General features: G+C 61.5%; 23 protein-coding genes and 1 pseudogene. 22 read left to right on the top strand and 2 right to left on the bottom strand.

Translation table 11 applies throughout. From position 1 onward, the window contains the following. The 3 genes and pseudogenes from hutU to argP form a co-directional block, all read left to right on the top strand. Positions 1-856 (top strand): urocanate hydratase (hutU, locus tag B0G57_RS26905; RefSeq protein ID WP_104489605.1); only part of this gene is annotated, 856 nt, incomplete at its 5' end. A 24-nt stretch (positions 857-880) separates the two neighbouring features. After that, positions 881-2,260 carry a formimidoylglutamate deiminase gene (locus tag B0G57_RS26910; RefSeq protein ID WP_189595357.1) on the top strand — a complete coding sequence of 460 codons (1,380 nt, stop codon included), beginning with the start codon at positions 881-883 and terminating at the stop codon, positions 2,258-2,260. A 131-nt stretch (positions 2,261-2,391) separates the two neighbouring features. Next, positions 2,392-3,341, top strand: a pseudogene (gene argP / locus B0G57_RS26915) (HTH-type transcriptional regulator ArgP). Here the strand turns inward: argP and B0G57_RS26920 are convergent. Then, complete coding sequence (locus B0G57_RS26920; protein ID WP_223258757.1) at positions 3,229-4,548, bottom strand: SLC5/6 family protein; 1,320 nt, start codon at positions 4,546-4,548, stop codon at positions 3,229-3,231. The pseudogene argP and the gene B0G57_RS26920 overlap by 113 nt on opposite strands. After that, on the bottom strand, positions 4,545-5,492 hold the full coding sequence (locus B0G57_RS26925; protein ID WP_102607335.1) for a fatty acid desaturase family protein: 948 nt from the start codon (positions 5,490-5,492) through the stop codon (positions 4,545-4,547). Before B0G57_RS26925 ends, B0G57_RS26920 begins: the two co-directional genes overlap by 4 nt. A gap of 818 nt (positions 5,493-6,310) precedes the next feature. On the opposite strand from B0G57_RS26925, the gene B0G57_RS26935 reads away from it, so the two are divergent. From B0G57_RS26935 to B0G57_RS27035, 19 genes are all read left to right on the top strand, one after another. Further along, the gene (locus B0G57_RS26935; protein WP_102607325.1) at positions 6,311-7,195 is read left to right on the top strand and encodes an HTH-type transcriptional regulator ArgP; all 885 of its coding nucleotides are present in this window, start codon (positions 6,311-6,313) and stop codon (positions 7,193-7,195) included. 145 nt (positions 7,196-7,340) lie between these two features. Further along, a complete protein-coding gene (locus B0G57_RS26940) occupies positions 7,341-7,745 on the top strand; it encodes an ACT domain-containing protein (RefSeq protein WP_102607324.1) in 405 nt (134 codons plus the stop codon). Positions 7,746-8,660: 915 nt separating this feature from the next. Next, positions 8,661-8,894: a helix-turn-helix transcriptional regulator gene (locus B0G57_RS26950; RefSeq protein ID WP_102607323.1), complete on the top strand. Its 234-nt coding sequence runs from the start codon at positions 8,661-8,663 to the stop codon at positions 8,892-8,894. Then, entirely contained in the window at positions 8,887-9,174 is a 288-nt protein-coding gene (locus tag B0G57_RS26955; RefSeq protein ID WP_102607322.1) for a hypothetical protein, read from the top strand. The genes B0G57_RS26950 and B0G57_RS26955 overlap by 8 nt, the downstream gene beginning before the upstream one ends. Positions 9,175-9,414: 240 nt before the next feature. Further along, a complete protein-coding gene (locus tag B0G57_RS26960; protein ID WP_102607321.1) occupies positions 9,415-9,990 on the top strand; it encodes a hypothetical protein in 576 nt (191 codons plus the stop codon). Positions 9,991-9,992: 2 nt separating this feature from the next. Continuing rightward, complete coding sequence (locus B0G57_RS26965) at positions 9,993-10,634, top strand: lytic transglycosylase domain-containing protein (protein ID WP_189595356.1); 642 nt, start codon at positions 9,993-9,995, stop codon at positions 10,632-10,634. Positions 10,635-10,686: 52 nt separating this feature from the next. Next, positions 10,687-11,028, top strand: a complete 342-nt coding sequence (locus B0G57_RS26970) for a TrbC/VirB2 family protein (protein ID WP_102607319.1) — start codon at positions 10,687-10,689, stop codon at positions 11,026-11,028. Positions 11,029-11,045: 17 nt separating this feature from the next. Then, the gene (locus B0G57_RS26975; protein ID WP_102607318.1) at positions 11,046-11,366 is read left to right on the top strand and encodes a type IV secretion system protein VirB3; all 321 of its coding nucleotides are present in this window, start codon (positions 11,046-11,048) and stop codon (positions 11,364-11,366) included. 1 nt (position 11,367) lies between these two features. After that, positions 11,368-13,806 carry a VirB4 family type IV secretion/conjugal transfer ATPase gene (locus B0G57_RS26980; RefSeq protein ID WP_102607317.1) on the top strand — a complete coding sequence of 813 codons (2,439 nt, stop codon included), beginning with the start codon at positions 11,368-11,370 and terminating at the stop codon, positions 13,804-13,806. After that, entirely contained in the window at positions 13,803-14,978 is a 1,176-nt protein-coding gene (locus B0G57_RS26985; RefSeq protein WP_102607316.1) for a type IV secretion system protein, read from the top strand. Before B0G57_RS26980 ends, B0G57_RS26985 begins: the two co-directional genes overlap by 4 nt. A gap of 15 nt (positions 14,979-14,993) precedes the next feature. Then, entirely contained in the window at positions 14,994-15,689 is a 696-nt protein-coding gene (gene virB5, locus B0G57_RS26990; RefSeq protein WP_102607315.1) for a P-type DNA transfer protein VirB5, read from the top strand. Between the two features lie 195 nt (positions 15,690-15,884). Next, a complete protein-coding gene (locus tag B0G57_RS27000; RefSeq protein ID WP_102607313.1) occupies positions 15,885-16,589 on the top strand; it encodes a virB8 family protein in 705 nt (234 codons plus the stop codon). Further along, the gene (locus tag B0G57_RS27005; protein WP_102607312.1) at positions 16,586-17,410 is read left to right on the top strand and encodes a TrbG/VirB9 family P-type conjugative transfer protein; all 825 of its coding nucleotides are present in this window, start codon (positions 16,586-16,588) and stop codon (positions 17,408-17,410) included. Before B0G57_RS27000 ends, B0G57_RS27005 begins: the two co-directional genes overlap by 4 nt. 4 nt (positions 17,411-17,414) lie before the next feature. Next, positions 17,415-18,650, top strand: a complete 1,236-nt coding sequence (gene virB10 / locus B0G57_RS27010) for a type IV secretion system protein VirB10 (RefSeq protein WP_102607334.1) — start codon at positions 17,415-17,417, stop codon at positions 18,648-18,650. After that, positions 18,647-19,765 carry a P-type DNA transfer ATPase VirB11 gene (virB11, locus tag B0G57_RS27015; protein WP_102607311.1) on the top strand — a complete coding sequence of 373 codons (1,119 nt, stop codon included), beginning with the start codon at positions 18,647-18,649 and terminating at the stop codon, positions 19,763-19,765. Before virB10 ends, virB11 begins: the two co-directional genes overlap by 4 nt. 7 nt (positions 19,766-19,772) lie before the next feature. After that, positions 19,773-20,174, top strand: coding sequence for a hypothetical protein (locus tag B0G57_RS27020; RefSeq protein WP_102607310.1), 402 nt, complete (start codon positions 19,773-19,775; stop codon positions 20,172-20,174). 8 nt (positions 20,175-20,182) lie between these two features. After that, positions 20,183-21,904: a type IV secretory system conjugative DNA transfer family protein gene (locus B0G57_RS27025; protein WP_223258756.1), complete on the top strand. Its 1,722-nt coding sequence runs from the start codon at positions 20,183-20,185 to the stop codon at positions 21,902-21,904. Next, positions 21,901-23,739: a PriCT-2 domain-containing protein gene (locus B0G57_RS27030; RefSeq protein ID WP_102607308.1), complete on the top strand. Its 1,839-nt coding sequence runs from the start codon at positions 21,901-21,903 to the stop codon at positions 23,737-23,739. Before B0G57_RS27025 ends, B0G57_RS27030 begins: the two co-directional genes overlap by 4 nt. A 46-nt stretch (positions 23,740-23,785) precedes the next feature. Further along, on the top strand, positions 23,786-25,273 hold the full coding sequence (locus B0G57_RS27035; RefSeq protein WP_102607307.1) for an LPD7 domain-containing protein: 1,488 nt from the start codon (positions 23,786-23,788) through the stop codon (positions 25,271-25,273). Positions 25,274-25,349 lie beyond the last annotated feature (76 nt).

Raw genomic sequence — 25,349 nt, forward strand, 5'->3', positions numbered from 1 at the left:
CTACCTGCCGCAAGGCTGGACCGTCGGGCAATGGCGCGAGGCGCAGAAGGTCGCTCCGAAGAGCATTGTGAAGGCCGCGAAGCAGTCGATGGCCGCCCAGGTGCGTGCGATGCTGATTCTCCAGGAACGCGGCGCGGCGACGCTCGACTACGGCAACAACATTCGCCAGATGGCGCTGGAAATGGGCGTCGAGAACGCGTTCGACTTCCCGGGCTTTGTGCCGGCCTACATTCGCCCACTCTTCTGCGAAGGCAAGGGGCCTTTCCGCTGGGTTGCGCTATCGGGCGATCCCGAGGACATCTACAAGACCGACGCGATGGTCAAGCAGCTGATTCCTGACGATCCGCATCTGCACAACTGGCTCGACATTGCGCGCGAGCGCATCGCATTCCAGGGCCTGCCGGCGCGGATCTGCTGGGTCGGCGTGAAAGATCGCTACCGCCTCGGCCAGGCGTTCAATGAGATGGTGAAGAACGGCGAACTGAAAGCGCCGATCGTGATCGGACGCGACCACCTCGACACGGGTTCAGTCGCCAGCCCGAATCGCGAGACGGAATCGATGAATGACGGTTCGGACGCGGTCAGCGACTGGCCGCTGCTCAACGCACTGCTCAACACTGCGGGCGGTGCCTCATGGGTGTCGCTGCATCATGGCGGCGGCGTCGGGATGGGCTTTTCGCAACACTCGGGCGTCGTAATCGTCGCTGACGGCACCGCTGACGCGCACGAACGACTGAGCCGCGTGCTGCTGAACGACCCGGCGACGGGCGTCATGCGCCATGCGGACGCCGGCTACGAACTCGCGCGGCAGACGGCCCTCGAGGCCGGCCTGAAGCTGCCGATGCTTGTCCGCTGAACATGACGGCGGTTGACCGGGCGGATGATAGGACTCACGATGCTGTTCGCGGACCATGCCTACCTGCCGGATGGCTGGCGGCGCAACGTGCTGCTGCGCTGGGACGTCGCAGGCTCCCTCACCGAAGTGACGCCCGACACAGATGCACCGGCCTGCGCCGCGCGTGCGGCGGGCCCGGTGCTGCCCGGCGTTCCAAACCTGCATTCGCACGCGTTCCAGCGCGCGATGGCTGGACTCACCGAATACCGCGCGAATGCTTCCGACAGCTTTTGGAGCTGGCGCGACCTGATGTACCGCTTCGCGCTGAAGATCACGCCGGACGCGCTCGCGGCGATCGCGCGCTGGCTGTATGTCGAGATGCTGAAGTGCGGCTACACGTCGGTGTGCGAATTCCACTACATGCATCACGCGCAGGACGGCTCGCGCTATCCGCAGATCGAGGAACTTGGCGCACGCGTCGTCGGCGCGGCTCGCGACGCGGGGATTGGGATCACGATGCTGCCGGTCGCTTATCAGTTCAGCGGGTTCGGCAACAAACCGCCGCACGACGATCAGCGTCGCTTCATCAATACGCCCGACGGATTGCTCGGGCTGCTTGATGCGCTGCGCCAAGCGGAGCCCGAACACGGCGCGCTCCGCTACGGCGTCGCGCCGCATTCGCCGCGCGCGGTGTCAGAGGCGGGTCTGCGTGCGCTGCTCGACTGCCTGCCAGATGACGCGCCCGTGCATATCCACGTCGCCGAGCAGACGGCCGAAGTCGACGATTGCGTGCGCGCGCACGGCGTGCGGCCCGTGCAGTGGCTGCTCGACCGCTTCGATGTCGGCGCCCGCTGGTGCCTCGTGCACGCGACGCATGCTGATGCGATCGAAACCGCCGCGCTCGCGCGGAGCGGGGCGGTCGCGGGGCTGTGCCTGACGACGGAGGCAAATCTCGGCGATGGCATATTCCCGGCCGTCGACTATCTCGCGCACGGCGGCGTGATCGGCATTGGTTCCGACAGCCATGCCTCGGTCGACTGGCGTGCGGAGCTGCGCCTGCTCGAATACGGGCAGCGGCTGGCAAATCGTGTGCGCAACGTGCTCGCGAGCGATACGCGGCCCTACGCCGCGGATCGCCTGTTCAATGCCTCGCTCGCCGGTGGCGCGCAGGCGAGCGGGCGACGCATCGGCGCGCTTCGAGAAGGTTGCCGCGCCGACTGGCTAGTTCTCGATCCAGATCATCCGGCGATTGCCGAGCACGAGAGCGACGCGTGGCTCTCTGGCGCAGTGTTCGCGGAGCACGGTGACACGCCGGTGCGCGACGTCTACACGGGCGGCGAATGCGTGGTGCGCGAACGCTGCCATCGCGATCAAGCCGCCGCATATGCGGATTACCGCGCCGCACTGGCGCAACTGCTGTGCTGACACGCGGCCCCCGGCGCGTGCCGCGTGGCGGGTTACGCCGCTGCGGAAAACCTGGTGCGGGTGCGCTCTCGCGTGCCGTTGACGTGGGTGGCATCGGCGCACGCATCCACATAGCCTTTCGAGAGGGCGTCATGTTGAACATGCTCCAACTAGAGACGTTCGCCGCGGTGGTAGAGCATCGCAGTTTCCGGAAGGCCGCAGCCAGCCTGAACATTTCTTCCGGAGCGGTTACCAGACGGGTCAAGGTGCTTGAGCAATCGCTGGGAGAGTTATTGCTGATCCGCGAGCCAACGGTTGCGCTCACGAAAGCTGGAGAGGATGTTTTGCGGTATCTCATGTCTGTCCGGCTACAGGAGGACGCATTGCTCCGGAGGCTGACGCCCGACGCATTGGCGACGACCGCAGTTGCCCTAGCCGTGAACGCCGATTCCCTTGCAACCTGGTTCGAGCCGGTCGCGCGGGAGCTTGCAAGGCTGCATGTGACTCTCGAGATTGTCGTGGACGATCAGGATCACACGCTCAAAGCGTTGGCCCGCGGTGACGTGAAAGGATGTTTGTCGACGCAGCACAGACCAGTCGATGGGTTTTTGGCCGAGCCAGTCGGGCAGATGCGCTATCAATGTGTCGCCACGCCGGAATTTGCCTGCAAGCATTTTGCTGGAGGTATGGCTCTGGCGAATGTGCTAAAGGCGCCAGCCGTACTATTTGACAGAAAGGACACCTTGCACGATACCTTCCTCGAGTCGCGCTTTGGGGGGCAGTAGGTAGGTACGTCAAGCACTATTTTCCGGCACCAATATCGTTGCTCAACGCGATTCTCGACGGTCTCGGTTATGGACTGGTGCCCGCAATGCAGGCGGAGTCACTGATTGGCCACGGCAAGCTAGTCGTTCTTGCCCCGGAGCACGATCTGATGGTCGATCTTTATTGGCATCACAGGGAGTCGGAACCCGAACCGCTGGCGAAGCTCAACGCCCTGATCGTTCATGGCGCCCGGCAGAGTCTGATCCAGCCGGCTCCGATGGGCAAAGACGCCGTTGCGCGATCCTCATGTATCGGACGCGACGGCGAAAGAATGTGATTTGCCGTACACAAAGAGGGCAAGCGGATGCAGCAAGCCCCGCTGGAAGAGGGAGCCAGCCGGTCAATTTGTCGATGCCCGTCCAGTGGAGCGCTATGACGAGCAGGGATGTCGTGGCTCCAGAGAGCAGCATCATAGATGCACAGCGCGGTGTCACGCAAAACCCGGCTTCATGCAGGATAAACAGTAATCCGACGGCCGAAACATAGACAATGTTAAGCGCCACGATGGTTGAGACGATAGCCTCACCGTCAGTTGCGGTAGTGCAACCGATTAAAATGATCAGCATTCTCCACGCGTGGCCGTGTCCACTGCTCGTGAGATGCAGGTCCTCCAGTGCGCAGTTCATCGCACGGACGACTGCGGTTCCCGAGCCAAGCGCAGCGAGAAGGATGGCGCCAATGCATAGCAGCCCTGTCGGCTCGCCGGTCTGTAGCAAGATCGAGGGAATGGCGCTGGCGGCGTCAGTTACGCCGGACAGTTTTCCAGCACGAAGCGCTGCGACGACCGTTGCGGCTGGAAGAAATCCGGTAGCCAGGAGGAAAGCACCCGCAAGCCCGCAGCCCAGCGAAGCATCTGCGGGGCGACGTGCCGCGATCACGAACTGTTGATAGTCGGACCCTGTGACGACGAGAAATATGATCGCGGCGATGGTGACCAGCGTCTCAGCCGGAGGGGCGACGCGTACGTCGCGGATGAACGATGGCCACGCATGCACGTACAGAGCCAAGCCGTTCGACTCGAATAATACATGCAGGAGGGCAAGGTTGGTCCCCAGGAGGCAGAACGCGAAAAGCATCGCTGCCAATTCCAGTTCAATGGCAGACATCACCAGCAGCCCTATCGCAATTAACGCTAGCGCCTGGGTTGCCGGAAGTCCGCACGCCTTGAGCACGGCGATGCCGCCATGGATTTGGGCCGCGAGGACCCCGGTCATCCAGAAGAGTGACAGGAACGCCACCAGTTTGCGGACTGCGGGTCCATAGCGCTGACCGAATACGTTCCAAATCGGTTCGCGCCCCCGCCAGAGAGCAGGTGCGGCCATCGCGAGCGCGAGCATGCCCAGAGCCGTTACGATCGCATAAAGACTACCTGCCATCCCGGAATGGATCGCCATCTCTCCCGAGCCAAGCAGGAACGCGACACCATAGCTCGCCGACACCAAAAGTGCGCCCACACGGATGGCACCTAGCCTGCGCTGAGTCATCGTTGCTCCCCGATGGAATATTCCCATTCGCGGACCACCGCGTCCGGACCGCGAAAGTATGAATTACATACTCTGGCGGCCCGACTGAAAGTCGGCAACTGCAAAAGTTCGCGCTGGGCGTTGGCCAGCCGATGGTAGGGAACCGAGGGCATCAGGTGATGCGTCAGATGGTACCCATTATTGTGCGGATGAATGATCCATCGCCATATGCCGTGTGAGCAGACGTCGCGTGTGTAATTAAAGATGCCGCTGGGGCGTCGGCCAAAGTGGTCACAGAGCTCGCGAAACGTGGTGATCGCGTGAAAGACAGTGGCTCTGGCCAGCATCCACACTCCAAAGAACAGCGTCGCCGCATGAAGTCCCAGTGCAAGTGCCGTGACACATAAGAGTACTGTCCACCATCCCGCTATCCCCGTTCGCCGCGACCAACTGATTTTCGGCTGATGTAGATGACCGAACGCCGAGCTTGACCATGCGGCTGGCGTCAGGAGTAGCGTGCGAAACGGCCTTCGCCAGGTATGACCTTGCTGCTGATGGACGGCGATAAAGTCGGGATCGGCGTTCGAATCACCGAGCCATGCATGATGACGTGCGTGTTGCTCACGATAGACGGCAAGGCTATTGAACAGCGCGGGCGCAAGGAAGAGCCGCGCGATTGCGTCATTAATCCGGGTCGATCGTGCGAGGTTCCGGTGCGCGGCGTCGTGGAGAAGGTTTCCCAGCGCGCGCTGCCGGTTTCCGACCCAAACGATTGTTGCCGGGCACGACCACCAGCCAAACCGATGCAAAAGCACCATCGCCACAGCGATGCTCGACCAGTCAAAGACGAGGTCGACTGTTACCCTGAACAGGTCACGAGACGTCATCTCCTGATAAGCGTTGCTCCAATCCCGGAACGCGGAGCGGATGACATCCTGATCGTGAATTACGGCGCGATGACTCATCGATAACCTCCCGTCGTGGTTGCTCATTCCACCTGGCGAACAGGAGACATAGTGCAGGCGGGCGGCAACTGAGCCTTGATCTTAGGAAACAATCGAGCCGTCGCTGAGCCGCTGCGAAAATTTGAGCGGCGTTGATTTATGGACAGCGGCATGCATGAGGGATGCCTTCCCGCTAACCTAGTGCCCGGAATTGGAAGTTGGAAACTTCGATCCGTGCAGTCCGACAATTGCTGCGGATCAGGCAGAACGGTGGTACGAGTTCCTACGAAGAGAAGGTCAATGGCTACTGGACGAAGCTCGTTGCGTTTGATAGTTGAGGATTGGCTCGCCCCGGATCCCCAGAAGGGCATTTGCGTCACAGAGTTCAGAAGGGGGCGATCCCGACGCCAATGCTATGTGTGCGTCGAAACAGTAAGAACAGGAGGCCCTGTATCGCTGTTCTTCTTTCGTCACCAGGACGGTTACTGGCGCATTTTCCCCCCAGATCGGGACCGCCCGGCAATGCGAACGACGGGCTCTTGAGCACTATAACTCACCGCACTGCTCTGCATTGCTGTAGGGCAATGCTGTGTCGCTAGACTTATTGTCTTCAGTATTCGCAGCACGACATTTCCGTGGCTTCGTAGACCTGCCGATGGGCGAGCGACAGCGGGATTCGAGCCTCCATTCGAGGGCAGGCGCGCGATCGGCTGCTGCCTTATGGAGTTAGCCTTCGCAAGTCAGATGAGGCACTGCAGATGATGCTCATCCATTTCTGGCGGTTCCCTTGATCCCAGGACCCGCTCATCCAAAATTGGGACAGCACATTTCCGAGCGTCATGAACTTCGATCCCCAACAGCTCCAGACCTTTGCTGTCGTCGTCGAAACCGGGAACTATGCTCGGGCGGCAAGCATATTGAACATCTCTAGAGCTGCCGTTTCGCAAAGGATCATCTCGCTCGAGGAAAGATTCGGGACGCCCTTACTGGTTCGCAAAGGCATGATGCTGACTCCGTCGGGCGAGAGGCTGCTTGAGCACGTACAAAAGCAAAAGCTTCTGGAGGCCGACACTCTTGAACGAATAAAACCGGGTGCCGGAAGCCGGGCGAGGCTCGGTATTGCCGTCAACGCCGACTCTCTGGCGACGTGGTTCGGACCAGTCGCCTGCGCCATCGCAAAAGAGAACGTAGCGCTCGAAGTGATCGTTGATGATCAAGATCACACATTGGCAGTCCTTGCGCGCGGCGAGGCCATGGGGTGTGTTTCGACAGCGCGCGTCGCTCCGATCGGATTCATTGCCGAGCCGATCGGAGCGATGGAATACGAGTGCGTTGCTACACCGTCCTTCGCTCGGTTGAACTTTCTTCATGGCATGACGCTGCGAGACATTCTTGCTGCTCCCGCTGTATTGTTCAACAAGAAGGATGCATTGCATGCGATGTTTCTGGAGCAGTTGCTTGGCTTTCCGGTGACCGGCTATGCCACGCATTACTTCCCGTCGCCAGACGCCCTGCTGACCGCCATCCTGGCAGGCGTCGGATATGGCCTCGTTCCGACTTTCCAGATCGGTCCATTGATTCAGTCCGGCGATCTCGTGCCGCTGGCGCCGAACCACAGAGTGTCGGTTAAGCTCTATTGGCATCACTGGAAGTCGGCGCCGCCCAACGCACAGATGATCAGCGACGTGGTGATGCGTCAGGCGCGTCAAGTTTTAATCCAATGAGCGGCGATGTCGTGAATCCGGCAAAGGCCAGTACTGCCGACGACTAACCCTTGAGCACTTCACTTTCATCGGGAGCCACCTATACAAGATCGCGCAGCATTTTGGCCGGTTAGCGTAACGGTACAAACAATTATGGAGAGGAACGTTGGGCGAAAAAAACCTGATCAGACTGTGTGCGACGCTCAATCCGTATATGGATGAGGCCATCTACGTCTATTGCTCCTTTCCTGATTTCCTGGTACCAGCCGGTCTGCGGACCCTTTGCACCATGCGCGAGCGAGAAGGGCTGACGGCCGTCGTGGAACGCTCGGATGCCGAGGGCCTTAACCTTTCGTTTACGTTCGATGCCCGCCTCATAACGCTGACAGTTCACTCGAGCTTGGAAGCGATTGGACTTATCGCTGTCATCAGCCGCAAACTGGCGGAAGCCGAGATTCCATGCAACGTGATCGCCGGGTATTGCCACGATCATCTGCTCGTACCGGTCCAACGAGCTGGCGAGGCAATGACATTGCTGCATGAAATAGCCGCGTCAGCCACTGAATTGTAGCTTGGCAACCGAAGTCCACGGACGGCCCGTTAGTTTTCCTTGTCGGTGGAAAGATAACTTGAAGGCGGTCGATTACAACTTGCGCGAACACAATGTATTGAATAAATTCGTCAGAAAATCAGATATTGTGGACCATCAAAGGGCAAACGGTAGCATGTCGGGCGATCGCGTCAAGGCATACTCCGCGACGCAGCCTATGTGCCTATTTCGCTCAAAGCTGGAGAGCAGCAAGCATGTCTGAATCGACCGATGACCGGCCGGCCCCGAGTTTGTACGAAGCGAATGAGCAACATTGTACGAGCCATTCACCTCGACAAACTGAGGAGGTCAAGGCGCTCATTATGCGCCTCAATGAACGCCTTCGAAAGCGTGATCGTCGCATTAAATTGCTCGAACTTGCCCTTGCTCGCACTGTGCTGATGCATCAAGTCTGGGCGTCGCATCTTGAGCGCAAGCTCGACCGGTCGTTTGTTTCTGACGCGGGTACACAACCAAAAGTCGATGGACGAAGATCCGATTCTACGCACGCGTGTGCTGATGAACATCCCGCCGGAGGCGTGGTTGTGCACCTTCCTCATTTGACACGTACACTCGAGGCACTTTTTGACGTAATGCGAGAGCACTGGACGGAATGGGACCCTGAGCGGCCCCCCAAAATCCTCCACCGTTGCACGTGCCATTGACGACAAGCTGGGCCTCAAAGGCCAAGCTAATGGCGAAGCTTCGCGAAGCGCCCAGACGTTCGCCGCGGCAATTAGACCGGATTTTGCCAGCGAATCTGATGGCCGCCACCGCTGATAGTCGTTCTCCGACGGGATGTTCCGACAGCATGACGGAATTGCCCGTCAGGCCACTGCACTGCTTTAATGGGACCCATGCAGCAATTTGTTCGGATAAAGCAGTCGGAGGTCGAACATGCCAGTACAGTTGCGGGCCGCGGGCGCTATCTTGCGGCGTGCCCAGGTTGAGAACGAAGTTGGACTGAAGCGTTCGACGATATACCAAAGAATGCAGGAGGGCACATTTCCGCGCCCCATCCGCCTCGGGGACCGTGCCGTCGGCTGGCGCGCCACCGATATCGAAAACTTCCTAGAAGATCCCGCCGGATACCGTGCATGTTCGAACGACCAGGAGGCGGTCGATGACTGAACAACAGGCAGCTATTTCTGTCGATGCGCGATTGGACAACTGGGCCAGTGTGAACCGTGGTCACTACGACCCGGTAGACGCGGCGCTCGTCGAGCAGGCCTGGCAGCGGCTGGCACCGCGCCATATGGAATTGCTGCGCATGGCCTATCTGTGGCGCGCCGGCCGGGAGGTCATCTGCCGAAGACTGAAGATCCCGCGCTGCCCATGGCGTCGATACGAGCTTGAGCTCGCGTCAGCGAAGGACGCGCTGGCGGGCCTGTTGTCGGCGAAACGAAATTAACTAAGAGACCCTGACAATCTGTTCCGGTCGAGATTCAACAGCACGACCGAGTACGCGTTAGCGGCCCCGATTTACCGACGTGTATGCGCGGCGACGACAGCCTCAATTCACCCAGCCCTCGCGGTTTCTGTCGTTGTCTCCGATCCCCCTTGAACTCGCGGTCAGCCTCCCGGCGCCGCGGGTTCCTTTTTCTTCGGCGTCCGTTTAGGTACATCGGTGGCTATCGATGGGAGACGGATCATGAAGACGAGTCTGACAAGTTGCAAAGAGGTTCGCATTCCGAGGATCTGTGTGGTCTTGAGCCATGCATTGATCGGCGCGACGGTCTCCGCCTCGATGGCTGTGTGCATGTCAGAGGACGCACGCGCTGACGACTGGGGCTGTCAGGTCATTCTTTGCCTCTCGAATCCCGGTGGCCCCGAACAGTACGGCGAGTGCGTGCCACCGATGGAGCGGCTCTGGCGCGCGTTGCGTCACGGTGATCCGTTTCCGACCTGCGACTTTGGCACCGGTGGATCACGTGGCACGTCCGTGAGTAACACGTTCGCAAGCGGCGGATATTGCCGCGAAGACCTCCTGTACTGGGGCGGTCCCGAGCAAAGTGAATTGTTGTGCCGCGCGGACGGCGCGATCAACGTCGAGATCGACAACCAGCTTTACACGCGTGTCTGGTGGGACGTCGGCGGGCGCGGCCCGTCGATTACCGAATTCTATGGTCCGGGCAGCACGCAGGTGCCCTACGACCCGACGCAATCTGCGGCTCTCTTCCTCAAGCTCATTGAGCAAGAGGAGAGCGGATTCGGCGGAGGGCACTGATCATGCCGCTCGACTTCCTGGCCCTCACATCTCAGTGTGCCCCGCAGATTTCGCCGATCACCATGGCGGCGGTGGTACGCACCGAGTCGGGATTCAATCCGTATGCGATAGGTGTCGTGCATGGACGGCTCGTACGGCAGCCGTCAAGCGAAGCTGAAGCAACGGCTACCGCGCGTGCCTTGGAGGCCGCCGGCTGGCGTTACAGCGTTGGGCTCGCACAGGTCAGCCGCGCCAATTGGTCCAGATATTGGTTGACCGCGCGTGATTCGTTCGATCCTTGCCGCAACCTCGCGGCTGGCGCGGCGATTCTCCAGGGTTGCTTTGCCTCAGCGCGTCATGAGTACGCCGAGCCGCAACTCGCGCTGCGTGCAGGACTGTCCTGCTATGCAACCGGCGACTTCTCGACCGGTTATCGCACCGGTTACGTGCAGCGCGTCATGGATAACGCGCGACTGCCGATTCGAGTCTCGCCCGACGCGGTGCCGGCCATTGCGCCGATCCGCGTCGTACCTCTGAACTCCGATATGTCGCGCGGGCCCATTCGGCCCAAGAGCGCGACGGATCCGCCGCGACGAACGGGCCGAAGCGACGCGTCGCCGGTTGAGCAGGGCGGCGAGCACGTTGAAACCGCAGTGATCTTTTAGCGCGTCAGGACAAGTGACGGTAATCGAAGTAGCAGGTAAGTGGGAGCAATCGATGAATCCCGAAAAGCGACTCAAGGGATGGCGCCACCAGACGTCCTCGTGTCGGTCCGATCTGAGCCGGCGAATTGCGAGAGCCATCTCGCTGGTGATTCCTGCGCTGCTCGTGACATCGCCCGCGTGGGCTCAGCTTTCGCAGGTGAACACGCTGTTGAGCACTATCCAGACCACGTTGCTGGGCGTCGGCGGCGTGATCTGCTCCATTTCGATCATATGGGCGGGCTTCAGGATGATGTTCCAGCACGCACGCTTCGGTGACATCGCGAACGTGTTCATCGGTGGCCTTTTCGTTGGCTGTGCGACGGTAATCGCCGGCATGCTGATCCCGGCGGGCTGAAACCAGGCTGTCAAATCATGACTTCGCTCAAGGATCCCGTCTTCAAGGGCTGTACCCGTCCCGCGATGCTATGGGGCGTGCCGCTCGTGCCGTTTCTGATCGCCGGCGGCGGCATGCTGATTCCGGCCATCTGGGCGTTGCTCGTAAGTCCCCCATTGGGCGTCGCGATCGTCTTTCTCATTGGACCGGTGTACATAACAATGCGTGTAATGACGCGCCGCGACGATCAACGACTCGCTCAGTATGCGCTGAGATTCCGTATGCGGCTGCAACAGCGCAACCGCCAGTTTTGGGGAACCCATTCATACGTTCCTGTCCGCCTCAAGAGGAGGGTGTGACATGACAGCCGCGCAGCAACTTGCCGCCATCGCGAATCGCGAAGTCCCGGTTGCCGACTACATTCCCTACTCAACGCATGTGACAGATCACGTCATCAAGACGCGTGAAGGCGATTATCTCCAGATCTGGAAGATCGCGGGCATTGCCTTCGAGGCGGCCGATGCGGCGGACATCCTCGTGCGGCATGATGGCTTCAACCAGCTCGTGCGCGGACTGCCTGGTGGGCACGTGTCGCTCTGGTCGCATCGCTTGCGTCGCCGCGTCTCGGATCACTTCATCAGTCCGTACGCGAACAGCTTTTGCCAGGACCTCGCCATCCGCTACTACGCGAGTTTTGCTGGCTACCGGATGATGGCCGATGAGCTGTATCTGACGCTCGTCTACCGGCCGAGCCGAACCCGGCTGGGTCGCGTGTTCAGTCGGGCGGCACGTCGCACGTTCGACGATATTCGGCGCGACCAGTATGAAGCGCTCAAGGTCATAGGCGAACTCGCTGAGCAGGTCGACGCAGCGCTGACACCGTACGATCCGGTGGCGCTCAGCGTCTTCCGTAAGCCCAGTCCGTATGCGACGCGCCCGCGCCGGTATTCCTCCGCACTCGAGCTGCTGGGTTATCTCGTCAATGCAACGTGGGAGATGCAGCCCGTTCCATCGGGGCCGATAAGGGAAGCGTTGCCCACGGCGCGCCTCTTTGTCGGCGCCGAAAAGCTCGAGATCCGCATGCCCGGTGAGACTCGTTATGCGGCGATGCTCGATCTGAAAGACTACCCGGAAGACACCGAGCCGGGCATGCTCAACGGTCTGCTCTATGGGGACTTTGAGTACATCGAAACGCAGAGCTTTACGATCCTCGACAAACCGAGCGCAAAAGAGGCACTCGAGCGGCAGCGCAATCAGCTGATCGCGGGTGAGGATGTCGCCGTGTCACAAGTCGAGGCGATGGATCAGGCGCTCGACGATCTGGTTAATGGCGATTTCGTACTGGGCGAGTACCACTACTCGCTTGCGGTGCTCGGCGATACGCTGAACGCAGTATCGGCGAACGTGGCGAAGGCGCGCACCCAACTGGCCGATGCCGGTTTCCAGACGGCGCTGATCGATCTTGTTGCCGATGCCGCGTGGTTTGCGCAATTGCCCGGCAATTGGCGCTATCGCCCACGCGAGGCGAAGCTGACGTCACGCAACTTCTGCGGGCTTTCCAGCCTGCACAACTTCGCCACCGGCAAGCGCGATGGTAATCCGTGGGGTGAGGCGATCACCATCGTCAAGACGCCCAGTGGCCAGCCACTCTATTTGAATTTCCACGTCACCCCGGAAAAACTCGACTCGCTCGACGAGAAGGCGCTCGCCAACACGCAAATCATCGGTCAGGCCGGCGCCGGCAAGACGGTGCTTGAGCTGTTCCTGCTTGCGATGGCGATGAAGTACAACGTGACCGCCGTACTGTACGACAAGGATCGCGGCACCGAGATCGCAATTCGCGCGATGGGTGGCACATACACCGTGCTCCGGCGCGGTGAGCCGACTGGCCTCAACCCGTTTCAACTGGAGCCGAGCGAGTCGGTGCTGGACTTCTGGGAGCGCCTTGTACGAAAGCTTGTGGGCACCGGCGTACCGCTGCCCGCCAACGACGAGATGGTCATCTCACGAGCCGTGCGCGAGGTCGCGCGCATGGCGAAGCCGATGCGGCGTCTATCGATGGTCAGGCAACTCCTCCCGAATGTCGGTGAAAACAGCCTGCACGCGCGGCTCGCCAAATGGTGCGCAGGCGGCCGGCTCGGCTGGGTACTCGACAACCTGAGTGATCGCATTGATTTTTCGCGTGCGCGTCTATTCGGATTCGACGACACCGAACTGCTCGATGACGCTGAAGTTTCGACCCCGGTCACGATGTACCTCTTGCACCTTACCGAGAATCTCATCGACGGCCGGCGCTTTGTCTACGTGATGACTGAATTCTGGAAGCGGCTTGACGATCCAGTATTCACCGACTTCGCAAAAAACAAGCAGAAGACGATCCGCAAGCAGAACGGGTTTGGCATATTCGATACTCAATCGCCATCTGACGTGTTGCGTAGTGACATTGCGCGAGCGCTCGTCGAGCAGAGCGCCACGTTCTTTTTCCTGCCGAATCCGCGCGCGGACATCGATGATTATGTGCATGGCTTCAAGCTCACCGAGGCCGAATTCAACATCGTGCGCAGTCTCGGCGAGAACAGCCGCATGTTCCTCGTCAAGCAAGGGCATCGCGCGGCCATTGGAAAGCTCGATCTCTCCGGGCTGGAAGATGTCCTCGATGTGCTGTCGGGTACAACGGACAACGTGGAACTGCTCGATGGGATCCGCGCGCGGGTGGGCGATGATCCGGACGTGTGGTTGCCAGTTTTCCACGAACAGTTGGCGAAGCGGCGCAGCGCGCAGGCGAGGAGTGCGCGATGAGCGGAATCTTTACTGCCATCGGCGGCACACTCGAGAACGGCATGTCGACCTACGTGACGAACGTGTCGTCAGCATTGTCCGGCGCGCTCGTTCCGGCCGTGACCACGGGCGTCACTATCTGGGTGCTGGCCTATGGCCTTGCTATCGTGCGCGGGGAGGCGCACGAGGCGGTTCAGGCGTTTGCGTGGCGAGGCCTGAAGGTCGCCGCGATTCTTGCATTCGCATTAACCGGCGGCGTTTACCAGCAGCAGGTGGTGACTGCGGTCAATGGTGCCACAGCCGGACTTGCCCAGACGATCCAGAACGCAGCGAACACGACCGGCGGGGGTAATCCGGGATGCGGTCCCGTCAGTGGCGACAGCATTACGGCGACTAGCGCCACGACCATCTATCAGACGCTCGACTGCTATGACCAGCAGGTCGATCTCGTTCTCGACGCATATGCGGTTAAGGCGACCCACGAGGGGCTGAGTCTCGCCGGAATCGTGGCGGGGATTGGCGACATCGTGTGCGGCTTCGTGGCATCGCTGGGCGGTTCGATATTTTTGATCGTACTTGCCTTCGAAGTTGTCATGGGGCGGATGTTGCTCGATCTTGTGCTGGGCATCGGCCCGGTCTTCATCGCCTGCGCGGCATTCGCCCCGACGGCGCGCTTCTTCGAGGCGTGGACCGCCAAGGTCGCGAACTATGCCCTCCTGCAGATCCTCGTGGCTGCGTTCCTCGGCATGGCCCTGACGGCGTTTTCGGCGGAACTCGCGCCGTTTCAGGTGACGACATCGCCGCCCGGCGCGAATGCAGCGGCGCTCGTGGCGGCAGGCCAGGCAGCGCTCGAGGCGTCGGCCGCGTGGGGCGCCGCGCTCGGCTTGTTTGCAACAGCGATTTTTCTGGCGATGGTCGGCTGGCAGTTGCCGTCTGTTGCTGCAGGCCTATCCGGAGGCGCAACGCTATCCGGCTTCGGAGCGTTCGTCGCAGGTGTCGCATCGCGTCGGGTCACCGCTGCCCTTGCACGAGCGTTCACCGGCGGGGGAAAAGGGCCGCGTTCCGGTGGCACGATCCGCGACCGCACGGGTTCGGGAGGCGGGCCACGCGGCGGATCGGGGACCTCAGGCGGTGGAGCCGTGCCGGCGTACGAGCGCGTTGCGCGCGCAAATCTCGGGCAACACAGCAGTTGAAGTGAGGTGGTGATCATGACAGGACAGTTTAGGGTAGCGAGCGCTGCCATTGTGTCGGCGGTGCTTTCCTCGAATGGGCATGCACAGGGCATCCCGGTATTTGACGCGGAGAACGTCGCTCAGGCTATTGCGACGGTCGCGCAGTTGGAGCAGGAAGTCCAGCAGGAGATCCAGATCTACCAGTCGACGGTCGGCACGCGCGGCTTTGGCGCGTTGCTTAGTAACCCGGTGATCGCGAACTCGCTGCCTGCGAACTGGCAAAGCGTCTATACGGCGGTCCAGAACGGAGGTTACGCCGGCCTGACGGGAAGTGCCCAGGCGTTGCGCTCGGCCAGCGAGGCATACGACTGCGGGGACCAGGTGGGCGTCGACCAACGGGTGTGCCAGCGCATGCTGAACAAGCCGTTCCAAGACAAAGCATTCGGTCTGCAGGCTTATCAAACGGAGTTGCAGGAGCTAGACCAGATCCGGAGCCTGATGCAACAGATCGATGCAACGCAGGACCCGAAAGGCGTGGCAGAACTGCAGGCGCGTATCCAGGCCGAGAGTACTGCAGTCGGTAACGAAATGACGAAGCTACAGCTCTTCAGGATGCTCGCCGATACGGAAGACAAGCTCGTCGCCGAGCAGCAGAGCGAACTGATCCTCAGTCGAGCCGGCAACACCGCCAGATTGCAGGATCAGATGGTCCCGGCCTCGTTCGGGAACTGAGGAGACGGCGATGCTTGGACATCTTCGGGCGCTGCTTTCGATCAGTTTCGTCATTGCCGTCAGCGGATGCACTTCGGGCCCACCTAAACCCGTCCTGCCTGAGGGTTTGCATCGGGTGCCGATCAACCGTGTGTCACCGGATTCTTCAGCGGCCGCGTCATCTGCGAGGCCCGACGCGGTAATCGGAGGCGGACGATGAGTGCCCCCGACGACTACGGTCGCGTGCTCGACATCGAGGCGTCGCTCACGCATCTGCAGGAGCGATCCGAGCGGCGAGCCTGGCACGTCGCTTACGCCGCTGCGGGTGTAGCAATGCTGAGCGTAACCGCGTTGGCAGTCATGGTGCCGTTCTACCGTGTCGTGCCGCTGCCGATCGAGGTTGATCGCCTGACAGGCGAATCGCAGGTTATCGATGTGCTTGACGCACGCCACGTACATACGAAGGAAATCGAGGACAAGCATTGGGTTGAGGCGTATGTGCGCGAGCGGGAACGCTACAACTGGGGGCTGCTGCAGATGGACTACGACGACGTGCTCGCGATGAGCGATGACGTGGTCGCACGCGATTACCGCGCGATCTACAGCGGCCCGGACGCGCTCGACCGGCAGCTCGGCGCGAACACCGAAGGGCGCGTTCGGATCATGTCCACGACATTGCCACCCGACGAACCAGGGCACGCGGTCGTGCATATCGAACGCACGATGTTCAAGAATGGCCAGGCGAACGCGGAACCGCCTCAGCGCTTCGTGATCACGCTGGCTTACAGGTATCGGCCACCCATGTTCACCCGCGAGAGCGTTGCGGTTGCGAATCCGCTTGGCTTCAAGGTGACGGCCTACAGCCGCGATCCAGAGTACACGCCGGCGGCGGCGTCGGCCACTGCGGGAGGTGCACCATGAAGCGCGCTTCTGTGATCGCTTGCTGTCTGCTGATGATCGGTAGCCCTGTTGTCTGCGCCTATACGGTGCCGGGCTGGTCCGGCGATTCGCGGGTGCGTCAGGTCGTGTACGAGCCCGACGCTGTCGTGCGCATCATCGCGCAGCGCGGATTTGCGACACACATCGCTCTTGATCCGCGAGAGCACATCGTTGTCGTCGCACCGGGCGACCGTGATGGCTGGCAGGTCGTTGCCAACAAGGGCGATAACGACGTTTATCTCAAGCCGCAGTTAGCCGCGCACGACTCGAACCTTGAAATCAGGACCGATAAGCGCAGCTATAGCTTCGATTTGATCGTGCTGCCGCTGAAGACGAAGTTCGGTAACGACGAGGAGATATACCGGGTGACGTTCGTATACCCGGACGCACTGAAGGCGCAGTCGCGCGCCGAGACGGATAACGTGCTCGTCGTTCAGCGCCTTCAGCAGTCGCCCGTGATACGCAATTCCCGATATTCCATGCAGGTCATGCCGCATTCGGACGATATCGCGCCGACGGCAGCGTGGGACGACGGCCGCTTCACCTATATCCGTATTCCCGCGAACCGGCGCATTCCGGCGATCTTTCGGGTTGCCGATGACGGCACCGAGAGCACGGTCGATAAGCACATGGATGGCGACACCATCGTTGTTCACGAGGTGGCGAAGCGCTTCGTGCTGAGACTGGGCGACGAGGTCGTCGGTATCTGGAACGACGCCTACGACATGGACGGCGTGCCGCCGCGTGACGGCACCGCCGTTGACGGAGTAATGCGCGTTTTGCGGAGCCACGGCGATGAATGATCCACTGAGTCAGGACGGGCGTCGCAACGCAATCGGACCGGACGAGCCTGCCCAGCGTGGCCCGCGTGCGGACGATCCTGACGCTAGTCAAACGTCGCAACTGGTCGGGGACCGTGGTATGCCGGCGCTCGGCCAATACCGCAGCGCCCGGCCACGCGCCTGGTGGTTGACACCAGTTCTCATCATCCTCGTAGCCGGCACTGGAGCAGTTTGGACCGTTCACGCGTATCTTGCACGTCACGACGCACAGGCGAAGGCGCGCCGCGACGCGATAGCACAAACGCCAACCCAGGGACGGCTATTCAAGGACGTTCCTTCATCACCTGCCAACTCGGCTTCGATGCCGGTTCTAGCGAGTGCCGCGACCGTGGCATCCGCGCCCGTAGCGAATCGCCCGCCGGTTCCGGTCATGCCCGCAGCGCCCGTGCGCAGCTACTACGATGCGCCGCTGCTCGTAACGGGTGGGACGTCCTCCGCCAACGATCAAGGCAGCGTGGCAGCGCGAGATGCTGCTGGCAGCGGCGCAGGAACGGCTTCGTCGATGCGGTCGTGGTCGTCCGGCGGAAAAGCAGGTTCCCCTGACCAGAATGAAACGGGTTCGCTTGCGCAGGCCCTCGCACCGACGCCCACACCGCGCGTAGTCGCAGGCACGCTCGGTAACCGCAGCCTGACTCTGTCTCAGGACGCAAAGATTGACTGCGTAGGCGATACCGCTTTCGATTCGACTGAGGCGGGACTGTCCACCTGCACGGTGACGAAGAACGTCTATTCTGACGACGGAAAGGTGGTGCTGATCGAACGTGGCTCGCAGATCAATAGCCAGTACCGCTCCAATCTGTCGCCGGGGCAAAAGCGCGCGTTCATTCTGGCGGCGCGCATTAAGACTCCCCATGGTGTGACCGTCGAGATCGACTCGCCCGCAGCCGATGCGCTCGGTCGCATGGGGATCGATGGTTACGTGGACAACCACTGGAGGCAGCGTATCGGTGCGGCGATGCTGCTCGGCATGACGCAGGACGCCATCGGGTATCTCGCTACGCGCGGTGGCAACAGCAACGGCTCCGTCGTCTACGAGAATACGCAGCAGCAAGGCAACGACATGGCTACGCGCGTGCTGAGCAGCACCATCAACATCCCACCAACCCTCACGCAGAACCAGGGAGCCGAATTCACGATCGTGCTCGCGCGCGATATCGACTTCGAATCGGTCTATGCGCTGCAGCCGGAGGGCGCGCAATGATTGCCGATCCGAACATGCCGAACTCGGTGCCCGATGCCACGGTCGCGCGGCTTCCGGACGATGCGTCTGTGCGCGAACTCATGCGGCCATTTGCGCCGTTGCTCGACGACGCTGATGTGACGGAGCTCGTCATTAACCAGCCACAGCGTGTGTTGACGGAGACGCATCGCGGATGGCATAGCTTCGACTACGCAGACCTGGATTATGACCGCCTGATGTCGTTCGCGGTGGCCGTCGCCACACTGACGAATCAGGAGATATCGGCACAGCATCCGGTGCTGTCCGCGCTATTGCCCGGCGACGCCCGTATCCAGGTCGTCGTGCCGCCAGTCGTACCACCGCGCACCGTCTCGATTACGATCCGCCGTCCGTCGGCGCGCGAAAAGACGCTTGACGACTATCGCAACGAGGGGCTCTTTGACGAAACGGTATGGGGCCAGCCCGACGGCCTCGACGCGGCGTTGCCGGCATTGCGTTCGCACGATCGCCGGCTTGTTGGATATTTGCAGGCACGTGACCGCTGCGGGTTCTTTGAGTTGGCCGTTCGGGAGCGGCTGAACATCGTAATCGTGGGCAATACCGGTTCAGGCAAAACCAGCTTCATGAAAACCCTTTGCCGGTCCATTCCCATAAGCGAGCGGATCGTGACGATTCAGGACGTCCGCGAGCTCTTCCTGCCGCACATCGAGAATTGTGTTCATCTGACGTATAGCAAGGGCGGCCATGGCCAGGCACAAGTGGCGCCGGCCGACCTCATCGCGAGCGCCATGCGTATGCGGCCCGACCGGGTGCTGCTAGCCGAGCTGCGCGGCGCGGAAGCTTATGACTTTTTGAAACTGCTCACGACGGGCCATGCTGGCTCGATTACGAGTTATCACGCCCCGAACGCGACGGTCGCGGTCGAGCGCTTCGCGCTGATGGCAAAGGAGCATCCTGAGGCTGCCGCATACGACGATGCAGCGCTCAAGCGCCTGCTCTTTCTGGCCATCGATGTCGTGGCGCACATGGAGGCGCGTTCCATATTCGACGAAGCTGGAGAGCAAGTCGGCAAGCGCTGGGCGATGACGGAAATCTGGTTCGATCCGGTGCGCAAGCTGCGCACGGCGATCGTGTGAGGTCGCGATGGACACGGATGATCGCTTTCGCATTCCGCCCGAAGTCGCCAGTCCAGTCGCTCATCACCTGCGAGTAGCGGTGGTTACGGTCCTCGCACTACTGATGGTCGCCGCTGGCGGATTGGCGTCGTTGTGGCTCGCATCGTTTTTTGTGTACATGACGTTGCAGATCAACCCTCTGCATGGAGGACTTGCGGGTTGGCTTGACGCGCTGCTTGCCTGGCGTGACGGTCTGATGCCTCGCGGAGGGAATCGGCTGGCGGGTGCGGCGCTCCTTGGCGTACTGGTCGGCGTGGGCGGTCCCGCAATGGGGCTGTACGCCTTGTGGGAGCGTACCGGGCGCCGGCGTCTTTATGGCAGCGCCCGGTTTGCGACCGGAGCCGAAATCCGCGCGGCGGGGTTGCTATGAGCGGGCGGATGGATGCGAGCGCGCCCGCGATCGTCGTCGGCCTATGGCGGGGGCGATACCTGCGCTTCGCCGGACAGCAGTTTGTCTTGCTCGCCGCGCCAGCGCGTTCGGGTAAGGGCGTGGGCATTGTCATTCCGAACCTGCTCAGCTACCCCGATTCGGTCGTTGTGCTCGATATCAAGCGCGAAAACTACGTTCTGACGGCGGGGTTCCGTCGCGCGCATGGGCAAGAAGTGTATCTGTTCGATCCGTTCGCCGAAGATGGCCGCACACATCGATACAACCCACTGTCGGCAATTTCGGACGGGCTCTTCCGCGTGGGCGACATTCTTGCGATCGGCTACGCACTGTATCCGCCCGGCGGGCATGATGACTTTTGGAAAGACCAGGCGCGCAATCTTTTCCTCGGGATAGCGCTGCTGCTGTGCGAGTGGCGCGACGCCCGAAGAGCAGGTAACGGGACATCGATTCCTGACTATCCCGTCACCATGGGCGAGGTGCTCAGGCAGTCATCGGGAAATGGGATGCCAGTCAAGGCTTACCTGCAGCGCGCGCTTGTGCAGCATCGCGAGCTCCTGAGTGGCGCTTGCGTCGATGCACTGAATCGCTTCCTGTCAAACGACGACAAGGTGCTGGCGAGCGTTCTGGCGACGTTCAATGCGCCGCTTACGATCTGGGCCAACCCGATTGTCGACGCGGCGACGAGCGCCAATGACTTCGATTTGCGCGACGTGCGCCGACGGCGTATGTCCATCTATATCGGCATCACACCGGACCACCTGTCCGAGGCGGCGCTGCTCGTGAATCTCATGTTTTCTCAACTGGTCAATCTGAACACGAAGCAGTTGCCTGATGCGGATCCGACGTTGCACTTGCAGTGCCTGTTGCTGCTCGATGAGATGACGGCGATCGGCAAGATTCAGATCATCGCGCGAGCGGTCGCCTACATGGCGGGCTACAACCTGCGGCTGCTTTCGATCGTCCAGTCGATTGCGCAGTTGGAATCCGTCTACGGCCGGGCCGATTCGCGCACTTTCATCACAAATCACGCAATGCAAATCTTGTACGCGCCGCGCGAGCAGAAGGACGCGAACGACTATTCCGAGATGCTCGGCACGCTTACCGCCCATTCGCGCAGCATCAGCCGCCCAAGCGGGATGTTCGGTGGCCGCGGCGGCGCGTCTGAAAGCCTGTCGGAGCAGCGTCGGCCTTTGCTGCTGCCGCAGGAGCTAAAGGAGCTCGGCCGCGATAAGGAGATCATCGTGCTCGAGAATACGAAGCCCATCCTGGCCGACAAGATCTGCTACTGGCGCGATCCGGTATTCGCCTCGCGCGTGTGCGCGGCGCCGTCTGTACCCACCATGGACCTCGTACGCTTTACAGCGCAAGCCGAGCGACGGCTGCGTGAGTTGCAGCCGGAGGAAGTCGATACAGAAGGCGCAAGGCTACTTGATGTGCCGGCTGAATACCTCGAAGTCCTGCAGGGCTGGGATCCGCGGAATCTGCCGGCGTCGCTGAACGATCTGAGCGAGGATGACGTGACCGCTTATGTAGAGCAGCACTTCATGCTCCTCGGTGTTCCTGCAGAGCGCGTCCGGCGGGCGACGCGTCGGCTTTCGGTCGCAGATCTTGACGTGGCAGAGCTGACATTCGCCAGTCCTTCCAGAGCGAAACATAGATCAGTGCGTGGCGCGTCGGATGCGGTGTCGGCAGCAGGAGCACGACAATGAGTGCGGCCTACCTCGATGAGACCGCGCGCGTGCGCGCCGCGCTCGCGGTCATTCCCGCGGACGATTACGGTACGTGGGTCGATATGGCGTTTGCACTCAAGAACGGCTTGGGCGATGCGGGCTTTGAGATCTGGGACGAATGGAGCCGCACGGCCAGCAACTATAACGAGCGCGCCGCGCGTACCACTTGGCGATCCGCGAACGAAGCGGGCGGCAAGACGCTTGCGTCGCTGTTCTGGCTTGCCCGGCAGCACGGCTTCGACCTGACGCGCACGCAGTATCCGGACCGGATGGCGACAGCGCTTCTGCCAAACGCCGATACCGTGGTGCGCCGCACGCGCGAGGAAGCGCAGCAACGGGCGCGACACGCGGCAGTGGCGCGCGAGGCGCAAGCCGTCTGGCAATGGGCTCGGCCCGTCGGTCCCGAACACCCGTATCTCATCCGCAAACAGCTCGCCCCCGTCTCGACGTTGCGCGAGCTGGAGGCCCCGGAGTTGCATGCGTTGCTGGGTTATACACCGACGAGCGAAGAGCTGCCGCTCGCGGGTCGTGTGCTGGTGGTGCCGTTCTGGATCGGCGAAGCGATCTCGACGCTCGAGCTGATCGACGAGCACGGCCGAAAGTCGTCACTGGCGGGAGGCCTCAAGAAGGGGGGCTACTGGAGCGCCGGCCTGCTACCGACAACTGATCAGCCGACCACACCAATTCTGATCGGCGAAGGTATGGCCACGGTTCTGTCCGCGTACCGCGCGACGGAGTGGATGGCGCTCGCGACACTTTCGAGCGGAACACTTCCACAGGTGAGCGCCATTCTGCGAGACCGCTATCCCGACGCGGAACTCGTTGTCCTGGGCGACCTCGGCCCTGGGGAAGCTAAGGCGAGACAGGCGGCTCAAGAATCGCACGCACGTCTGGCGCTGCCTATATTCGCAAGCGATGCCCGGATTGACGACAAGACACCCACTGATTTCAACGACATGGCGGTCCTCTCCGGATTTGCATATGTCAGGGAACGCCTGCGTGACATTGCATTTCGCACTATCGACCAAACGCGAACGGGCACCGAGCCAGCGGCGGATGCGGCGGCAGAAGAGCTCACGACCGGTGCCGAGGCGCACGAACTAAAGGAGCAAGTCATGGGCAATGTGAAAGCAAAGCTGGTGAACGAGGCCGAGGACGCTTCGCGCCGTCGTGCGCCGAAGCGCGGTGCCTCAAAGCAAGCGGCGGCGCCCGAATCTCCGACCGTCGCGGAGGGATCAGTCACCGCCGAACCTATCGCTGCCACGCCGGCCCATGAAAGACCAACTGCGCCAACCCGTGCGGCAGTTGGCGAGCCGTTGTTCGCAGTGTCGGATGTGCCTGACGAGGTACGGGCGCAAGCTGAATATCGCTTTGGTGCACCGTTGCGCGTGGCGGCGCCACGTGAGAACGGAGGGCCGTACCGCGGAGAAGTGTTCAACACGGAGCACTACGTGATCCAGGAGGTCGCGACGCGCAGCGTCGTCTTTCACCCGAAGGCTCAAATGCAATTCGTCTCCGAGCGGTTGCGTTGGATGGATGAAAACGCACGCCTCAATGGGGCTGAGTTGCAGATCGGATATGACGGTGATCGTCCTAAAGTCTATCCGTGGGATCGCGCCCGCGAGTTGTTGGAACGCACCGTGGGCTCGCTGAAGAAGTCGGCGCGCGAGCTGAACTACAGCCCTAACCTGGAGGTGATGCTCGATCAGTTGCAGGCGAGGTCGTGGGCGCGTGTACGCGAAGCCCGCGCGGCGGCGCTGGAGCAGTCCAAGGAAAAGGGGGCGTCCCAAGATCCTTCAGGACCCGATAGATGAAGGAAGTATCGCCGGCGATCCGTACCGGTCAGAAAGGAGTCAGACGATGGCTGAGACCTCAATTGCTGCCGATCCGGTGATCAACCTGATCGAGCAGGATGTCCCAGGCGGTTCCCCGTTAGCGGGGCTCGCAACCGATGAAAGCCGTGCCGGTCGCTTTGACGCGGCCGCGTTGAGCGATGTGGCGGCACGGCGCCGACGCGAGTTCGACTCGGCTCGGGCGCGCCTGCGCGACATGGCTAGTCCGCAAGATGCTCGAAGACTCGATCCCGATTCGCGTGCGGTCATGAATGAGCCGCGGGGCCCCACCGACTCGCAGCGTCTGCCGGTGGAGCAGCCGCCGGAGCGTGTCCGCAAGCGGTACCTGCGCGCGGGCAACCAGTATTTCATGAAAGATGCGCCGTATCAGCTGGCGTTCGAGGACCTTGGGGCGCACCTCGTCACCGAGCACAACCGTCCGGACGTGGTCGAATCGATGGTCGATATGGCGGCGGCCAAGTCGTGGCAGCGCATCCGTGTGTCCGGTAACGAGGCATTCCGCAGCGAAGTATGGCTGCGGGCAACTGTGCTCGGTATCGACGTGAGTGGCTACGAGCCGAAGGCTGCTGATCTCGCACGTCTCGCCGACGCGCGACAAACGCGGCTGAATAACCGCATTGAGGCTGATGCATCGATGGCGCGGGCGCAAGCTTCTGCGCATGCAGACGGCGGGAGGCCGCCGATGCAGGCGGCGAAAAGCGATGAAGTGGTTTCTGTCGCCGGGGGCATTTCGCGACCATTCGCTCAACGCGGTGCTGATCAGGTCGTACCGCAACAGGCCGCTAATGACGAGCAGGAAGCACCGCGCAGTTATTCCGGTGAATTGCGTGAGCATGGCCGAGCCCCGTATCAGAACAATCCCGCGCGAAGCGACTCGTACTACGTAGTGTTTCGCGATGCGAGGGGCGACGAGCATATCGTTTGGGGCGTCGATCTCGCGCGCGCCGTGCGGGAGTCACGAGCGCAGCCCGGCCAGGAAGTGACGCTTGAAAATCTCGGCCGAAGGCTCGTGACGGTCAAAGTGCCGGTCGTCGATGCCCGCGGCGTGATGGTGGGCGAGGAGGAAAAAGATGTGTACCGCAACACCTGGCAGGTGGATGTCATCGACCGCACGCGGTCGTCGACTCGATCCACGGTGCAGCCCGAGGATGCATCCGGGCGCTCGAGTGCGCCAATCGCATCGCCATCGCAGGACCGCGGGCAGGAACGTCTTCGCTCCACGGTATCGGACGAAGATAAAGTGCTGCACCTCGCTGTACTGACCGGAGCCATGCGGGAGCAGGGATTCAGTGCGCGGTCGATCTCGCGCGTCCGGCAGCGTGCAGAAGCAATGCTCGACGCGTTCGGCGAGGGTGGCGTTCAGCTTCCGCGCCCGAGGGTTTTCGATCCAAAGGCCCCGTCTGAGCGTGACCGGCGCACGCGTTCCACCCCGGAGCGCACGCTTTCACGCGAGATTGAGCGCGCGGCCGCCGAGCCTTCGCTGCCGGCACGATAGAAGGGCTTCGGCAAATGCGTATCCGGGAGCGTCTGTGCGTTGAACTGGTCGGAACGCGTCGGGAATGGGAGGCGTG

This window comes from Trinickia symbiotica, from assembly GCF_002934455.1.
GTDB lineage: Bacteria > Pseudomonadota > Gammaproteobacteria > Burkholderiales > Burkholderiaceae > Trinickia > Trinickia symbiotica.

What these genes read in the sequence shown, in the direction of transcription:
- B0G57_RS27030 (WP_102607308.1), top strand. Translation starts at nt 21,901, where the DNA reads ATGAGTGCGGCCTACCTCGATGAGACCGCGCGCGTGCGCGCCGCGCTC.
- B0G57_RS27020 (WP_102607310.1), top strand. Translation starts at nt 19,773, where the DNA reads ATGGACACGGATGATCGCTTTCGCATTCCGCCCGAAGTCGCCAGTCCA.
- B0G57_RS27025 (WP_223258756.1), top strand. Translation starts at nt 20,183, where the DNA reads ATGGATGCGAGCGCGCCCGCGATCGTCGTCGGCCTATGGCGGGGGCGA.
- B0G57_RS26950 (WP_102607323.1), top strand. Translation starts at nt 8,661, where the DNA reads ATGCCAGTACAGTTGCGGGCCGCGGGCGCTATCTTGCGGCGTGCCCAG.
- B0G57_RS26960 (WP_102607321.1), top strand. Translation starts at nt 9,415, where the DNA reads ATGAAGACGAGTCTGACAAGTTGCAAAGAGGTTCGCATTCCGAGGATC.
- B0G57_RS27000 (WP_102607313.1), top strand. Translation starts at nt 15,885, where the DNA reads ATGAGTGCCCCCGACGACTACGGTCGCGTGCTCGACATCGAGGCGTCG.
- B0G57_RS26920 (WP_223258757.1), bottom strand. Translation starts at nt 4,548, where the DNA reads ATGACTCAGCGCAGGCTAGGTGCCATCCGTGTGGGCGCACTTTTGGTG.
- B0G57_RS26925 (WP_102607335.1), bottom strand. Translation starts at nt 5,492, where the DNA reads ATGAGTCATCGCGCCGTAATTCACGATCAGGATGTCATCCGCTCCGCG.
- B0G57_RS26935 (WP_102607325.1), top strand. Translation starts at nt 6,311, where the DNA reads ATGAACTTCGATCCCCAACAGCTCCAGACCTTTGCTGTCGTCGTCGAA.
- B0G57_RS26980 (WP_102607317.1), top strand. Translation starts at nt 11,368, where the DNA reads ATGACAGCCGCGCAGCAACTTGCCGCCATCGCGAATCGCGAAGTCCCG.
- B0G57_RS26970 (WP_102607319.1), top strand. Translation starts at nt 10,687, where the DNA reads ATGAATCCCGAAAAGCGACTCAAGGGATGGCGCCACCAGACGTCCTCG.
- B0G57_RS27035 (WP_102607307.1), top strand. Translation starts at nt 23,786, where the DNA reads ATGGCTGAGACCTCAATTGCTGCCGATCCGGTGATCAACCTGATCGAG.
- B0G57_RS26965 (WP_189595356.1), top strand. Translation starts at nt 9,993, where the DNA reads ATGCCGCTCGACTTCCTGGCCCTCACATCTCAGTGTGCCCCGCAGATT.
- virB11 (WP_102607311.1), top strand. Translation starts at nt 18,647, where the DNA reads ATGATTGCCGATCCGAACATGCCGAACTCGGTGCCCGATGCCACGGTC.
- B0G57_RS26975 (WP_102607318.1), top strand. Translation starts at nt 11,046, where the DNA reads ATGACTTCGCTCAAGGATCCCGTCTTCAAGGGCTGTACCCGTCCCGCG.
- B0G57_RS26985 (WP_102607316.1), top strand. Translation starts at nt 13,803, where the DNA reads ATGAGCGGAATCTTTACTGCCATCGGCGGCACACTCGAGAACGGCATG.
- B0G57_RS26955 (WP_102607322.1), top strand. Translation starts at nt 8,887, where the DNA reads ATGACTGAACAACAGGCAGCTATTTCTGTCGATGCGCGATTGGACAAC.
- B0G57_RS26910 (WP_189595357.1), top strand. Translation starts at nt 881, where the DNA reads ATGATAGGACTCACGATGCTGTTCGCGGACCATGCCTACCTGCCGGAT.
- B0G57_RS27005 (WP_102607312.1), top strand. Translation starts at nt 16,586, where the DNA reads ATGAAGCGCGCTTCTGTGATCGCTTGCTGTCTGCTGATGATCGGTAGC.
- virB5 (WP_102607315.1), top strand. Translation starts at nt 14,994, where the DNA reads ATGACAGGACAGTTTAGGGTAGCGAGCGCTGCCATTGTGTCGGCGGTG.